Consider the following 14,199-nt stretch of genomic DNA (forward strand, 5'->3'; position numbering starts at 1 on the left):
TACACGCACTTCGTTCCTGGGGCGTGAGGCCCCCGGGACGCTTCTCTCAAGGAGCACGAGGATGAACAGATCCGCCCTGTTCGCCGCTGCCACCGCAGTTGCGACCACCACTGCCCTCGGGCTGACGTCGGCCACCACCGCCACCGGTGCGCCCACGGCAGCCCCCGTCCCCAGTCCTGCGGCCGCCGTCGCCCAGGCCAAAGCAGCGGTGAGCGACAACCTCGGCGCGCTGAAGGCCACTACCGCCGACGCGTTCGCCGTCCGCGACGTGATCGTCGACAAGAGCGGCGCCACCCACGTCCGGATGGACCGCACGATCGGTGGGCTCAAGGTGCTCGGTGGTGACGTCGTCGTCCACCAGGACGCCGCCGGCGCCTTCAAGAGCGCCAGCATCACCCTGACCAAGAGTGCGAACGTCGACCGCACCTCGAAGGTCAGCATCGCCACCGTCACCGCCAAGGCGCTCAGCAAGGGCCAGAAGGCCGAGGGCAAGCCCGCCCTGGTCATCGAGGCCCGCAAGGGCGCGCCGCGACTGGCCTACCTGGTCACCACGACCGGCACCCAGGCCGACGGCACACCGAGCCACATCACCACCACGGTGGACGCACTGACCGGCGCCAAGCTGATCAGCGAGCAGCACATCGAGACCGCGACCGGCGACGGTCAGAGCCTGTACTCCGGCACGGTGCCGATCGACAGCACCCCGGCGACCGGCGGCTTCACGCTGACCGACCCGGCCCGCGGCAACGGCGCCACTGGTGACGCCGCCAACAAGACCGAGTCGATCCTGTGCCAGCTGTTCGGGTTCGGCTGCATCGTCCCGACGAAGTTCAACGACGCGGACAACCACTGGGGCAACGGCACCAACGCCGACCGTTCCAGCGCTGCGGTCGACGCCCACTACGGCGCGGCGACGACCTTCGACTACTACAAGAACACCCACGGCCGGAACGGCATCTTCAACGACGGCAAGGGTGTCCCGAGCCGCGTGCACTACGGCTCGAACTACGTCAACGCGTTCTGGGACGGCAAGCAGATGACCTACGGCGACGGTGACAACGTCGTGGCGGGCCCGCTGGTCTCGATCGACGTGGCCGGCCACGAGATGTCCCACGGCGTCACCTCGGCAACCGCGAACCTCACCTACTCCGGGGAGTCCGGCGGCCTCAACGAGGCCACCAGCGACATCTTCGGCACCCTGGTCGAGTTCTACTCCAACAAGGCCGCCGACCCGGGTGACTACTACATCGGCGAGCGGATCATGAAGGACCGCCCGGCGCTGCGCTTCATGGACAAGCCGAGCAAGGACGGCAAGTCCGCCGACTGCTGGTCGTCCGGTGTCGGCAACCTCGACGTGCACTACTCCTCCGGCGTGGCGAACCACTTCGTCTACCTGCTGGCCGAGGGCAGCGGCGCCAAGGTCATCGGCAACCTGCCGCACGACTCGCCCACCTGCAACAACTCGACCCTGCAGGGCATCGGCAAGGACAAGGTCGGCAAGATCTGGTACCGCGCGCTGACCGTCTACATGACCACCAGCACCAACTACGCGCAGGCCCGGACCGCGACGCTCAACGCCGCCACCGACCTGTACGGCGCCACCAGCCCGGAGCGGGCCGCGGTCGCCGCCGCCTGGACCGCCGTCAGCGTCAACTAAACAAGTGATTGCGCCCGTCCTGTCCCACTGGGGCGGACAGGACGGGCGCATGATCCCCCCTGCGGTTCTGAGCAGGAACCAGCTGTTCATCAGTTGGACCTTGGCTGCGACCTGTGCGGGTGTGAGAATCCGCGACATGTCTGCCCACATCCGACCAAGCCGCCGCCTGGGCGCGCTGGTCATCACCTCAACTCTTATTGCCTCCGGAGCGGCCGCCATCGCGGCGACCCCGGCAGGCGCCGCCTCCACCTCAGTCGTGATCACCGAGGTGTACGGCGGCGGCGGCAACAGCGGTGCGCCGTACACCAACGACTTCGTCGAGCTGACCAACAACAGCTCCGCCCCGGTCGACCTGACCGGCTGGACGATCCAGTACGCCTCCGCAGCCGGCACCTCGTGGACCAACAAGATCGCTCTGACCGGCTCGATCGCCCCCGGCGCCGTCTACCTCGCGCAGGGCGCGTCCGGCGGTGTTAACGGCCAGCCGTTGCCGACTCCTGATGCCACCGGCAGCGTGAACATGTCCGCTGCCTCCGGCAAGGTTGCCCTGGTCAACTCGGCCACCAGCCTGAGCTGCGCGACCGGCTGCGCCACCGTGCCCGGCGTGATCGACTTCGTCGGGTACGGCGCGGCCAACGACTTCGAAACCGTTGCCGCACCGGGTACCTCGAACACGACCTCGGCCACCCGCAAGGTTCCGACCACGGATGCCGACAACAACGGCGCCGAGTTCGCCGAGGTGGCACCGACGCCGAAGGTGCTCACCAACACCCCGCCGCCGCCGGACCCGATCGACGCCAAGATCCACGACGTCCAGGGCGCCGCGCACCGGTCGCCGCTCGTCGGCAAGCTCGTCGGCAACGTGACCGGTGTGGTCATCGCCAAGAGCGGCAACGGTTTCTGGTTCCAGGACACCCAGCCCGACGACAACCCCGCGACCAGCGAGGGCCTGTTCGTCTTCACCGGCTCCGCTCCGACCGTTGCCGTGGGTGACGCGGTGACTGTGCAGGGCACCGTGACCGAATTCCGGCCTGGTGGCTCCGGCGGGGTCACGAACCTCACCACGACTGAGCTGACACAGCCGAAGATCACGGTGACCGGGACTGCCGCCGTACCGGCTCCGGCTCTGGTTGGTCCGGGCGGGCGGGTACCGCCGTCGACCGTGATCGACAACGACTCGTCCGGTGACGTCGAGACGACCGGCACGTTCGACCCTGCGGAGGACGGCCTGGACTTCTGGGAGTCGCTCGAGGGGATGTGGACCGGTATCAACCAGCCGCAGGTCACCGGCCCGACGACCTCCTTCCGCGAACTGTCCGTCGTACCGGCTGGAGCTGGTGTGCGGACCGTGCGCGGCGGCATCGTGCTGCAGAAGACCGACAGCAACCCTGAGCGGATCCTGCTGGACGACCTGCTGGCGCCGATCCCGGATGCCAAGACCGGCGACAAGCTGGCCGGCACGGTTGCCGGTGTTGTCGACTACGGGTTCGGCAACTTCAAGCTGCTGCCGACCACCACGCCGACCGTGATCGACGGTGGTGTGAAGCGCGAGGTGACCAAGGCTTCAGCGCCGCTGCAGGTGTCGGTCGCGACCTTCAATGTGGAGAACCTTGACCCGGCCGACGGTGACGCCAAGTTCGACGGCCTCGCCCAGGCCGTGGTCAAGAACCTCGCCTCGCCCGACATCATCGGCCTCGAAGAGGTCCAGGACAACGACGGCCCCACGAACTCCGGTACGACGGCCGCCAACGTCACGCTTGATCTCCTGACCGCGGCGATCGTGAAGGCCGGTGGGCCGAAGTACGCGTATCGCCAGATCGACCCCGTGAACAACGCCGAGGGTGGCGAGCCGGGCGGCAACATCCGGGTCGCGTTCCTGTACCGCACCGACAAGCCGGTCAAGTTCGTCGACCGGGCCGGCGGCGGCTCGACGGTGGCCACCACGGTCACCACCGACCGGTTCGGACGCCCGCACCTGAGCGCCTCCCCCGGCCGCGTCGACCCGGCCAACCCGGCCTGGGCCGCGACCCGCGTCCCGCTCGCAGGCGAGTTCACCTGGCTCGGCCAGAGCCTGTTCGTGGTGGTCAACCACTTCAGCTCCAAGGGTGGCGACAACCCGCTCTGGGGCCGGACCCAGCCGCCGGTCCAGTCGTCGGCGCCGAAGCGGCACCAGCAGGCGCAGGCCGTCCGTACCTTCGTGGACGGCATCTTCGCCAAGGACAAGGGTGCGAACGTGATCGTGCTCGGTGACATCAACGACTTCGACTTCTCCGAGACCACGGACATCCTCGTCGGCACCGGCAAGACCGCGCTCATCGACATGCCCCGGACCGTGCCGGTGAAGGAGCGCTACAGCTACGTGTTCGAGGGCAACAGCCAGATCCTCGACCAGATCCTGATCTCGCAGAACCTGCGGCCGGCCTCGTCGTACGACATCGTGCACATGAACGCGGAGTTCCCGGACCAGATCTCCGACCACGACCCGCAGGTCGTGCGGGTGATTCCGCTGCCGTCCTGGGTGCACTAGGTATTGCGGCAGTCTTACGTAGCGGCGCCCGGACGGGGTTTTTCTTGACCGGGCGCCGATACTGGTGAAGTGACTGATTCGACCAAGCAGTACGCCGTAGAGAAGTCTGACGCGGAGTGGAAGGCGCAGCTGTCCCCCGCTGAGTTCCAGGTGCTGCGTAAGGCCGGCACGGAGCGGCCGTTCACGGGCGAGTACACCGACACCAAGACCACCGGTGTCTACAAGTGCCGGGCCTGTGACGCCGAGCTGTTCCGGAGCGACACCAAATTCGACTCGCACTGTGGCTGGCCGTCGTTCTTCGCGCCGCTGGCCGAGGAGCGCGTCGACTACATCACCGACACCACCCTCGGGATGAAGCGAGTCGAGGTGCGCTGCGCGAACTGCGGCTCGCACCTGGGCCACGTGTTCGAGGGCGAGGGCTACGGGACGCCCACCGACCAGCGCTACTGCATCAACAGCGTCAGCCTGACGCTCCAGCCGGAGTGATCACCTTTTAGACCACTAGACTGCTCGCGTGCTGGATGTCCTAGGTGCTGAGCAGGCGTGGGAGGTGCCGGGGGCCTGGTTGACGGCCGTCCGGCAGAGACTGCATGACTGGGGGCAGGACCAGCGGTCCTTGCGGCCGCTGCGTCCGGACGCCTTCGCGGGTTTCGCGAAGGGGACCCCGGCCGCGGTCTGGTTCACGCACCAGGTTGCCCCGCTGCTCGGTGGGTGGATCCCGGTTCTCCACGGTGATCACGCCGATCTTGGCGCCGTACTGACTCGCGAGTTCCAGCGGACGACGCACCAGGTCGGTGGCGCCGGGCACATCGTGCGCGTCGCGGCGACGGACTGGCCGCTGCAGGTGATCGCGGGCGCGCAGGGGTTCCGTGAGCCGGGACGGCGGCACGCACTTGAGGTGTCGCGGGATGTCATGGCGCTCTTCCTCGACGCGCCGCCGCTGGCTAGGCGGGCCGAGGCATTGGTCACCGCGTTCGACCGCGTGCTCGCCGACCGCGCGGCGGTTCACGTGCACACCACCGCTGACTACGCGGGCATCGTGCAGTTCTGGCGGACATCGCAGCACACGAGCGAGGCACGCGCCGTACTGCCGGAGGTTGCCGGGCCGAACGCGGTCCTGAAGTATTCGCTGAACTCGCTGCGTGACGCGCACGCGAAACTGCTGATGACGATCCCGGATGAGCACGCCGGTGACTTCGCGCAGCTGATGGCCGGGATGATCCTGGCCGCGCGGCTCAGCAACCTTCCGCCGGGCGTCGCGCAGATTCTCGGGCCGGCGGCTGAGGACGTCGAGAAGGCTTTTGCTTCGGCGCGAACTGGGTTCCGGCCGCAGGCGTGGCTGGAGGCGAACACCGAGTGGCTGGGGCGCGCCGTACGGCATGATCAGCGCGCAGCCGCTCGGACGTGGGCCGCGGCCGCGACTCGGGTCTCGGTGCATCTGTCCGGTGTGCTCGGGGATGCGGCGTGGCCGGATCCGCTGATCCCGGATCTGGGTGCGCTGTTCCGGCTGCTCGACCGCGATCGCCGGTCGGACGCGCCGGTCGAGCAGGCGGAGAACTCGCTGTCGTCTGCCTGGGGTGGCGGGACGCCGGTGGCTGCGAAGCCGACCCAGCTGGGCCCGGTCGACTTCACGAACGACCCGCTCGCCGAGCTCGACTCGCTGGTGGGGCTCGAGTCGGTCAAGGACTCGGTCCGCAAGATGGTGGCCGAGGTCAAGACCAACCTGCGCCGCCAAGAGCTCGGTCTGCCGAGTCACGAGCGCGCCCGGCACATGGTGTTCGTCGGCAAACCCGGTACGGCGAAGACGACGATCGCGCGCCTGTTGAGCCGCATCTACCACCAGCTCGGCGTACTGGAGACGGGTCACGTGGTCGAGGTCGACCGCTCCGACCTGGTCGGCTCCAGCACCGGTACGACGGCGCCGATGACCGCGCAGAAGTTCCGCGACGCGATCGGTGGCGTGCTGTTCGTCGACGAGGCCTACACGCTCGTACCGGAGAACAGCCCGGGTGACTTCGGGCTCGAGGCCATCGCGACGATCCTGAAGCTGATGGAAGACCACCGCAACGAATGCATCGTGATCGTGGCCGGCTACCACCGCGAAATGCAGCGGTTCATGGAGTCCAACACCGGTCTCGCCTCACGCTTCCCGAAGCTGCTGTCGTTCGCCGAGTACGACACGAACCAGCTGGTCGCGATCTTCGAGCTACAGGCCCGCTACAAGGGCATGGCGTACAGCGACGACGTACTGGACGTGGTCCGCTCGATCATCCCGCCGTCGCCCAGAGGCCACAACTTCGGCAACGGCCGCTTCATCCGCAACGTCCTCGAAGAAGCCATCTCCAACCAGGCCACCCGGTTGTCGGCGCGCGACCCCGACACCCTCACCGAACAGCACCTCCGCGAACTGCTGCCCGAAGACGTCCGCCCGCCCATGTCCATGCGCGCCGAGGACTACCTCTTCCAAAAACCCGGGACTTAAACCGGGGTGGCGAGGGCGACCGGGTTGCCTTCGGGGTCGGCCAGGTAGGCCTGGCGTTCGCCCCAGGGCATGGTGGCCGGCTCCTGGAGGACGGGGTGGCCGGCCTTGCGGAAGACCTCGACCTCGGCTTCGACGTCGTCGACGTACACGAACAGTTCGAAGCGGGGCGCCGTACCGACGGTGATGCCGAGCTGCGCCTCCGGCCAGTTGGAGTCGGCGATTCCCAGGGAGGAGTCGCCGCGCTCGAGGCCGACGTAGTGCGGGTCGCCCTCGAGCGGGAACTGGTAGGTCAGCTCGTAACCGAGGAGCGCGTAGAACTCGACGGACCGCCGGACATTGCTCACGTAGAGCACCGGGAACGCTTTGCGGTGTATCACGCCAGGTTGGCGATCAGCTCGCCCAGCTCGGTCCGCTTGCCGGTGTAGAACGGCACTTCTTCGCGCACGTGCCGGCGGGCGGTGGAGGCACGCAGGTCGCGCATCAGGTCGACCATGCGGTGCAGTTCGTCGGCCTCGAAGGCCAGCATCCACTCGTAGTCGCCGAGCGCGAACGACGCGACCGTGTTGGCCCGGACGTCCGGGTAGCTGCGCGCCATCTTGCCGTGCTCGGCGAGCATGAACCGGCGCTCCTCGTCGGGGAGCAGGTACCACTCGTACGAGCGGACGAACGGGTAGACGCAGACGTACGCGCGCGCTTCCTCGTCGGCCAGGAACGCCGGGATGTGGCTCTTGTTGAACTCGGCCGGCCGGTGCAGCGCGAGCTGCGACCAGATCGGCGCGAGGTGCCGGCCGAGCCGCGAGCGGCGCAGCGCGTGGTACGCCTTCTGCAGCGCGTCCGAGGTCGGCGCGTGCCACCAGACCAGGAAGTCGGCGTCGGCGCGGAAGCCCTCGACGTCGTAGAACCCGCGGATCACCACGTCATCGGCCTCGAGCTTGCCGACCAGTTCGTTCAGCTCGGCGGTGAGCTCGTCGCGGTCCACCTCACCGAGCGGGGTCTCGACCTTGAAGACCGACCACATCGTGTAGCGGATGACATTGTTGAGCTCGCGCGCCTTCGGCTTGTCCGTCACGGGGCCATTCTCTCCAATGAATCAGTGAAACCACGCACCCGGGTGGCCGCTCTCACACCCGAGGCCACACAGGCCGCGATCCCAACACCCCGGTACGCCGCCCCTGCGACCGCCAGACCCGGTACGTCGGCCACTGCCGCCTCGACCCGGTCGACCCGGTCAAGGTGGCCCACGGCGTACTGCGGAAGTCCGCCACCCCAACGGGTGACCAGCGAGCCGATGACGGGTCCTTGGAGACCGATCGCCCGGTTGAGATCACTGGTTGCGAGGCGGACCAGCTCATCGTCGGAGCGCTGCAGCACGTACTCCTCACCAAGCCGGCCGACCGAAGTTCGCAGTACGGCGAGGTCTCCCCCGGCGTCGCTCGACCACTGCCATTTGGCGTGCGAGTAGGTCGCGGCTTTGATCGTGCGCTGCTCGACCGACGGGACCAGGAAGCCGGAACCCGTCGCTGCTTCAGGCCAGTCTGCTTTGCGAACGGCGAGCGTGACAATCGCCATACTGGCGTATTCGATCGCGGCCAGTTCGGTCGATGCCGTCGGCACCAATTCCGCCAGCATCCGGCTCGCGGGCGCGGCCGGGGTCGCGATGATCACCGCGTCGGCGGTCAAGTACGTCGGCGCCGGCACCGGGCCGGCTTCCAGCTCGAACCCATCAGCGGTCCGCGTGATCCGCCGTACGGCGAGTTGTCGTTGAATCACCACGCCGCGGGCGAGCAGGTCCTTCTCGAGCGCGGCGATCAGCGTGTTCACGCCACCGACGAGACCGGCGAAGACGGGCTGGCCGACGCGCTTCTGGCTGAGCTCGCGCAATTCGGCGGTCGCCGCGAGCAGGCTCGGTGCCGTCCGCAACTTCGCATACAGATCCGGTACGGCGGCCGCCAGCGAGATCTCCTCCGCCTTGCCCGCGTACACCCCGCCCAGGAGCGGATCGATCAGCTTGTCCGTCACCGCAGAGCCCATGCGCTCGGCAACGAACCGCCCGATCGCCACATCCTCGGTCAACGCAGGCGGCGCCAACTCAGCCTCCCGCGCAACCTGCTCAGCCGCAGCCTCACCCAGCACGTCGGCCGCGGCAGCCGGATCGACCGGAACCCCCATCACCGTCGGCGGAATCGCCCGAATCCGATCCCCGACCCACAATCCCGCCGAGGTGGTTGCCGGATGCACCACCTGATCCGCCAGCCCAACAGCCTTGATCAGGTCAGTTGCCTCCGGCCGCCGAGCCAGCACGGACTCGGCTCCCAGGTCGACCGGCACACCCTCGATCTCAGCCCCAGCGAGCTTGCCGCCAAGCCGCGGTGAGCCCTCGAGCACCGTGATCCGCGGCGGATTCGGCCCACTGGCCAACGCATGCGCGGCCGCCAACCCACTGATCCCGCCACCCACCACAACAACCCGGCTCAAAGCTCCTCCAGCCTCAACACGTAAGCCACCTGCGGCCTCGCCTCGACCGTACGCCCAGCCTCGGAACGTGCTTCGACGCGGTGGAAACCTGCCCGCTCCAGCACTGTCCAGGAAGCGATGTTCGCGAGTGCGGCGCCGGCGGTCAGTTGCCGCAGGCCGTACTCCTTCGCCGCGATTCGCGTGATCGCGCGGACCGCGGCCGTCGCCAGCCCTCGACCCGTGGCGCGCTCGGCGAGGCGGTAGCCCAGCTCCGCCGTACCGTCCTCGATGTCGACCAGGTTCACCCGGCCGACCACAGCACCGTCCGGCTCCACCAGCACGTGGAACTGGCATTCGCCGGCCGCCTGCTCGGCCAGCCGCGCCTGCAGGATCTCCGCGAAGTTCTCGAAGAACTCGTCACCACGATCAGCAATCGACTCCGCGAAGTACGCCCGGTTCTCGCGCTCGAACGCCAGCAGCGCGTCCGCGTGATCCGCCGTCAGACGTTCGAGAGTGACGCCGCGCTCAGGCAGTCGCACGAGCCGAGGCGGTCTGAACGTGCTTGACGATCCGGTTCAGCACCTCAGGATCAGCATCTGGCGGAACCCCGTGGCCAAGGTTGAAGATGTGCCCTGGCGCCGCCTGACCCTCAAGCAGGATCCGATCGATCTCCGCCTCAAGCACATCCCACCCGGCATGCAGCAGTGCCGGGTCGAGGTTCCCCTGCACCGGCTTCTTCCCGCCGATCCGGCGAGCAGCCTCGTCCAGCGGCACCCGCCAGTCGGCACCGACAACGTCCGCACCCGCGGCACTCATCAGCCCGAGCAGCTCGCCCGTGTTGACCCCGAAGTGAATGCGAGGAACGTCGTACGCGGAGAGCGCTTCGAACACCTTCGCCGAATGCGGCTGCACGAACCGCTCGTAGTCGCGCGGCGACAACCCACCGGCCCACGAGTCGAACAACTGGATCGCCGACGCTCCGGCCTCGACCTGGACGATCAGATACGCGATCGCGACATCCGCCAGCCGGTCGGCCAGCGCATGCCACAGCTTCGGATCGCTGTGCATCAGCGCCTTCGTCTTGGCGTGGTCCTTGCTCGGCCCGCCCTCCACCAGGTACGACGCCACGGTGAACGGCGCGCCCGCAAATCCGATCAGCGGGGTATCCCCCAGCTGCGACACCAGCTCCTGCACCGACTCAGTGATGTACGGCACGTCCGCCGGAGTCACCGGCCGCACCGCATCCAGCCCGGCGAGATCGCGGATCGGCTCGGCAACCACCGGCCCGATGCCCGGCTTGATCTCCACCCCGAACCCGGTCGCCTTGAGCGGCGTCACGATGTCGGAGTAGAAGATCGCCGCGTCGACGCCGTAACGGCGTACCGGCTGCAGCGTTATTTCGACAACGAGGTCGGGCCGCATGCACGACTCGAGCATCGTGGTCCCCTCGCGGACGGCGCGGTACTCGGGCAGCGACCGGCCGGCCTGGCGCATGAACCACACCGGAGTGTGCGGACCGGGCTCTCCGCGGGCGGCGAGCAAGAAGGGGGAGCGGGCAAGCGTCGAAGGCACCTCACCATGATCCCACGCGGGGCAGCAGGACTTTTCCGGGCCTGACCGGTGCCGGTTTGACTACGCTCGCGCTTGGTTACCGGCGCGTCGAGGGCAGCGTCGGTGAGTAATCAGTCGTAGGCTGCGAAGCATGGGTGCCCGCAAGCAGGTCGACGCGCCACCCGCGGAGTTTGCCGAGGCCGTGACGCAGTTGCGCGGTGCCCGGTTCCGGCCCGAGGTATTCGTCGAGGAGATGCCGGCTCCGCAGCGGATCGCTCCGCATGCGGCCGCGGTGAGCGCAGATGTAACGATCGACGGCGACGATGTCGCCACCGGTCGGCTCGTCGTCCTCTACGACCCGGACGGTAACGACGCCTGGCAGTCGACCTTCCGCTGTGTCGCGTATGTACGCGCTGCCGTCGAGCCGGAGATGGTGACCGACGCGCTGCTCGGTGGCGTGGGCTGGACCTGGTTGATCGAAGCACTGGCGGACCGGGGCGCGGAGTACGTCGCCCCGAGCGGTACCGTCACCCGCGTGGTATCGGAGAGTTTCGGCGGCATGGCCGACGACGAGGCGACAGCCGAGATCGAGATCCGTGCGTCCTGGAGCCCCGTGCCCGGACCTGGTGGACTGGTGGACGTGACCCAACACGCCGAGGCGTGGGGCGAAGCCCTCTGTACGGCGGCTGGTCTACCGCCGGTGCCGCCGGGGGTGGTCGCGATGCCGACCCGGCGTGGACAGCGGGGCCGATGAGCCAGACCGACCCGCAGCAGCAACCGGCCGCTCAGGAAGATCCGGCGCCGGAACTGCCCCTCCTCGAACTGCGTGACGGCCTCTCCGAGGTCGTCGACACCGACCCGGCACTGGCCGAGGTCATCGAAGCCTTCCGTTCCGGCACCGGTTCGGTCGCTGTCGACGCCGAGCGTGCCTCGGGCTACCGCTACTCGCACCGGGCCTACTTGGTCCAGCTGCGCCGCGAGGGCTCCGGTTCCGCGCTGGTCGACCCGATCCCGTTCGGCGACCTGTCTGCGCTCGGTGACGCGATCATCGACGCGGAGTGGATCATTCACGCCGCGAACCAGGACCTCGCCTGCCTCGCCGAGGTCGGCATGGTCCCGCGCAAGGTCTTCGACACCGAACTCGCCGGCCGTCTCCTCGGCTACCCGAAGGTCGGCCTCGCCTCGCTCGTCGGCGAAGTCCTCGGCTACCGGATGCGCAAGGAACACTCGGCCGCCGACTGGTCCACCCGGCCGCTACCCGCGCCCTGGCTCGTGTACGCCGCTCTGGACGTCGAGATGCTGATCGAGCTCCGCGACGCCATCGAGGCCGAGTTGCGCCGCGAAGGCAAGTGGGAGTGGGCCGAGCAGGAGTTCGCCGCGATCCTGTCCGCACCTCCCCGCGAGCCGAAGCCCGACCCGTGGCGCCGGACCTCAGGCATGCACCGAGTCCGCAACCGCCGCAGCCTGGCCGTCGTACGGGCGCTGTGGGAGGCGCGCGACCAGATCGCCGAGTCCGCCGACATCTCCCCCGGCCGCATCCTCCCCGACGCCGCAATCGTCGAGGCCGCAGCCGCGATGCCGACCGACCGCGACACCCTCCAAAAGCTCACGGCGTTCAAGGGCCGCGGCGCTCACCGCCACATGCGCACCTGGTGGGAGGCGGTCGACCACGCCCGCCGCCTGCCGGACACCGAGCTCCCCAAACAAGGCCCCCGGTACGACGGTCCGCCGCCGGCCCGCGCCTGGGCCGACCGCGACCCGGACGCCGCAGCCCGCCTGTCGGCCGCCCGAGCTGCAGTCTCGGAGATCGCCGAGGCCCACCGGTTGCCCACCGAGAACCTCCTGTCGCCGGACACCATCCGCCGACTGGCCTGGGCTCCCCCGGCCGACGCGGACCTGACGGCGGTCTCGACCTTCCTGCGCGAGCACCACGCCCGCGACTGGCAGATCGGCCTCACCGCGACCGTCCTCACCGACGCCATCGCCACCGAGCCCGCGACAAACCTCGAAACCCCGTAAGCCAGTACGGCGGGCCAGCCGCTCGCCGTACCGAGGCGGACCGTCACCACGTTGGCCCGAACGGCACCCCGAGCGGCATACCGGGGTGCATTTGGTGGGCGGGCCCTCTGCGCCAGGCTGGTCGTGAGTCAGTTCGCGATTAGTGAGGAGTATTGGTGATGACGGTGGGTGTGGGTTTTACGGCGGTGGAGATTCGGGAGTTCGTGCACGCGTATTACGTGCAGCCGCGGGGGCAGAAGTTGTCGTGGCTGGCTGCGCAGGGTGTTCCGTATGACCGGTTGCGGCAGTGGCGCACGACGGTGTTCGAGGGCGATCTGGACCGGCGTCTGGTCCCGCGAGAAGGTAGTGCCATGACTGTTCCATCGCCCAAGCGGACCGCGTTGGAGAAAGCGCGGGCGGCCGAACGTGCGGCGCATGAGGCTGAGGTCGCGGCGTTGAGCAAGCGGATCCGTGAACTGGAGGGCACCAACGAGGCGTTGGGAAAAGCTATCGGGCTCTTGCATGCGCTGAACGAGCACGAGCCCGACGAGCCCCCGACGAGCAGCGATCCGTCGACTTCCTGACCGGCGAGAACGAGCTGGTCGCCGAGCTGACCGGGCGGTTGGGTTCGCAGCGTCGCGCGCTGGAGCTCGCCGGGGTGTCGCGGTCGACGTGGCATTACCGGGGCTGTCCGCGGGAACGGGTGGCCGGCCCTGTCGGACAGAAGGACCGGGCGTATCGGTCGCGGATCTCGGCGGCTGACCGGGTGCTGATCGAGGCAAGAATCCTCGCGGCCTGGGCGGCCGGGAACTCGGTCGATCACGCGTTCGCGGCTGCGTGGGACGACGGTGTGATGCTGGCGTCGCGGCGGTCGTGGTGGCGGATCGCGGCCGGTATCCCTGATCAGTCCCAGCGGCCGATCGCGCCCACCCGCCGCGGCTCCAAGACACCGCGTGAGACACCGGTGCTGGAAGCGACCGGGCCTGGGCAGGTCTGGTCGTGGGACATCACCGATCTGCGGTCGCCGTGGCGCGGAAAGGCGTTCAAGGCCTACTCGATCATCGATATCTACTCGCGCAAGATCGTCGGCTGGAGAGTCGAGGACCGCGAGGTCGACGACCTGGCCGTGGACATGTTCCAGCACGCTTTCAACCAGCACGGGACACCGCGAGCGGTGCACGCCGACTCGGGCTCCTCGATGCGCTCCAACGTACTCAGGGCCCTCTTCGCCGGCGCCGGTGTCGCCCAGACCCACAACCGGCCCCGAGTCTCGAACGACAACCCGTTCTCCGAATCAGAATTCCGCACCATGAAATACCGGCCCAACTACCCCGGCACCTTCACCGACCTCGACCAGGCCCGCGACCACCTGACCAACTACGTGCCCTGGTACAACCGCCAGCACAAGCACTCCGGGATCGCGCTGTTCTCACCCGACGAAGTCCACAACGGCACCTGGCGCCAGCTTTGGAACCAACGCGACCAAACCCACCAGGCCTACTACACCGCCCACCCCGAACGCTGTCTCTT

At 68.4% G+C, this 14,199-nt stretch carries 13 protein-coding genes; 8 read left to right on the forward strand and 5 right to left on the reverse strand.

Annotated features, from left to right (window positions below; translation table 11 throughout):
- The first annotated feature begins 61 nt into the window (after positions 1 to 61).
- From E1263_RS26330 to E1263_RS26345, 4 genes are all read left to right on the forward strand, one after another.
- Positions 62 to 1,657 carry a M4 family metallopeptidase gene (locus tag E1263_RS26330; protein ID WP_132171996.1) on the forward strand — a complete coding sequence of 532 codons (1,596 nt, stop codon included), beginning with the start codon at positions 62 to 64 and terminating at the stop codon, positions 1,655 to 1,657.
- Between the two features lie 136 nt (positions 1,658 to 1,793).
- On the forward strand, positions 1,794 to 4,184 hold the full coding sequence (locus E1263_RS26335) for a lamin tail domain-containing protein (RefSeq protein ID WP_132171998.1): 2,391 nt from the start codon (positions 1,794 to 1,796) through the stop codon (positions 4,182 to 4,184).
- A gap of 69 nt (positions 4,185 to 4,253) precedes the next feature.
- Complete coding sequence (msrB, locus tag E1263_RS26340) at positions 4,254 to 4,670, forward strand: peptide-methionine (R)-S-oxide reductase MsrB (protein WP_132172000.1); 417 nt, start codon at positions 4,254 to 4,256, stop codon at positions 4,668 to 4,670.
- Positions 4,671 to 4,698: 28 nt separating this feature from the next.
- On the forward strand, positions 4,699 to 6,666 hold the full coding sequence (locus tag E1263_RS26345; protein WP_132172002.1) for an AAA family ATPase: 1,968 nt from the start codon (positions 4,699 to 4,701) through the stop codon (positions 6,664 to 6,666).
- Here E1263_RS26345 and E1263_RS26350 read toward each other — a convergent pair.
- The 5 genes from E1263_RS26350 to hemE are packed head-to-tail and all read right to left on the reverse strand — an operon-like array spanning position 6,663 to position 10,692.
- Positions 6,663 to 7,010, reverse strand: coding sequence for a VOC family protein (locus E1263_RS26350; protein ID WP_238161551.1), 348 nt, complete (start codon positions 7,008 to 7,010; stop codon positions 6,663 to 6,665). The genes E1263_RS26345 and E1263_RS26350 overlap by 4 nt on opposite strands.
- A 29-nt stretch (positions 7,011 to 7,039) precedes the next feature.
- Complete coding sequence (hemQ, locus tag E1263_RS26355) at positions 7,040 to 7,735, reverse strand: hydrogen peroxide-dependent heme synthase (protein ID WP_132172004.1); 696 nt, start codon at positions 7,733 to 7,735, stop codon at positions 7,040 to 7,042.
- Positions 7,732 to 9,141, reverse strand: a complete 1,410-nt coding sequence (gene hemG / locus E1263_RS26360) for a protoporphyrinogen oxidase (RefSeq protein ID WP_132172006.1) — start codon at positions 9,139 to 9,141, stop codon at positions 7,732 to 7,734. The genes hemQ and hemG overlap by 4 nt, the downstream gene beginning before the upstream one ends.
- Positions 9,138 to 9,659: a GNAT family N-acetyltransferase gene (locus tag E1263_RS26365; RefSeq protein ID WP_238161553.1), complete on the reverse strand. Its 522-nt coding sequence runs from the start codon at positions 9,657 to 9,659 to the stop codon at positions 9,138 to 9,140. Before E1263_RS26365 ends, hemG begins: the two co-directional genes overlap by 4 nt.
- Complete coding sequence (hemE, locus tag E1263_RS26370; RefSeq protein ID WP_132172008.1) at positions 9,646 to 10,692, reverse strand: uroporphyrinogen decarboxylase; 1,047 nt, start codon at positions 10,690 to 10,692, stop codon at positions 9,646 to 9,648. Before hemE ends, E1263_RS26365 begins: the two co-directional genes overlap by 14 nt.
- Before the next feature lie 130 nt (positions 10,693 to 10,822).
- On the opposite strand from hemE, the gene E1263_RS26375 reads away from it, so the two are divergent.
- From E1263_RS26375 to E1263_RS26390, 4 genes are all read left to right on the forward strand, one after another.
- Complete coding sequence (locus tag E1263_RS26375) at positions 10,823 to 11,425, forward strand: DUF3000 domain-containing protein (RefSeq protein WP_132172010.1); 603 nt, start codon at positions 10,823 to 10,825, stop codon at positions 11,423 to 11,425.
- A complete protein-coding gene (locus E1263_RS26380; RefSeq protein ID WP_132172012.1) occupies positions 11,422 to 12,690 on the forward strand; it encodes an HRDC domain-containing protein in 1,269 nt (422 codons plus the stop codon). Before E1263_RS26375 ends, E1263_RS26380 begins: the two co-directional genes overlap by 4 nt.
- 158 nt (positions 12,691 to 12,848) lie before the next feature.
- On the forward strand, positions 12,849 to 13,253 hold the full coding sequence (locus E1263_RS26385; RefSeq protein ID WP_202869059.1) for a hypothetical protein: 405 nt from the start codon (positions 12,849 to 12,851) through the stop codon (positions 13,251 to 13,253).
- Between the two features lie 38 nt (positions 13,254 to 13,291).
- Positions 13,292 to 14,199 (forward strand): DDE-type integrase/transposase/recombinase (locus tag E1263_RS26390; protein WP_132172016.1); only part of this gene is annotated, 908 nt, incomplete at its 3' end.

The sequence above is a fragment of the Kribbella antibiotica genome, assembly GCF_004349055.1.
Classification (GTDB): Bacteria; Actinomycetota; Actinomycetes; order Propionibacteriales; family Kribbellaceae; genus Kribbella; species Kribbella antibiotica.

Coding starts and splice junctions, on each gene's coding strand:
- E1263_RS26380 (WP_132172012.1), top strand. CDS start 11,422: ATGAGCCAGACCGACCCGCAGCAGCAACCGGCCGCTCAGGAAGATCCG.
- E1263_RS26330 (WP_132171996.1), top strand. CDS start 62: ATGAACAGATCCGCCCTGTTCGCCGCTGCCACCGCAGTTGCGACCACC.
- E1263_RS26375 (WP_132172010.1), top strand. CDS start 10,823: ATGGGTGCCCGCAAGCAGGTCGACGCGCCACCCGCGGAGTTTGCCGAG.
- E1263_RS26385 (WP_202869059.1), top strand. CDS start 12,849: ATGACGGTGGGTGTGGGTTTTACGGCGGTGGAGATTCGGGAGTTCGTG.
- E1263_RS26335 (WP_132171998.1), top strand. CDS start 1,794: ATGTCTGCCCACATCCGACCAAGCCGCCGCCTGGGCGCGCTGGTCATC.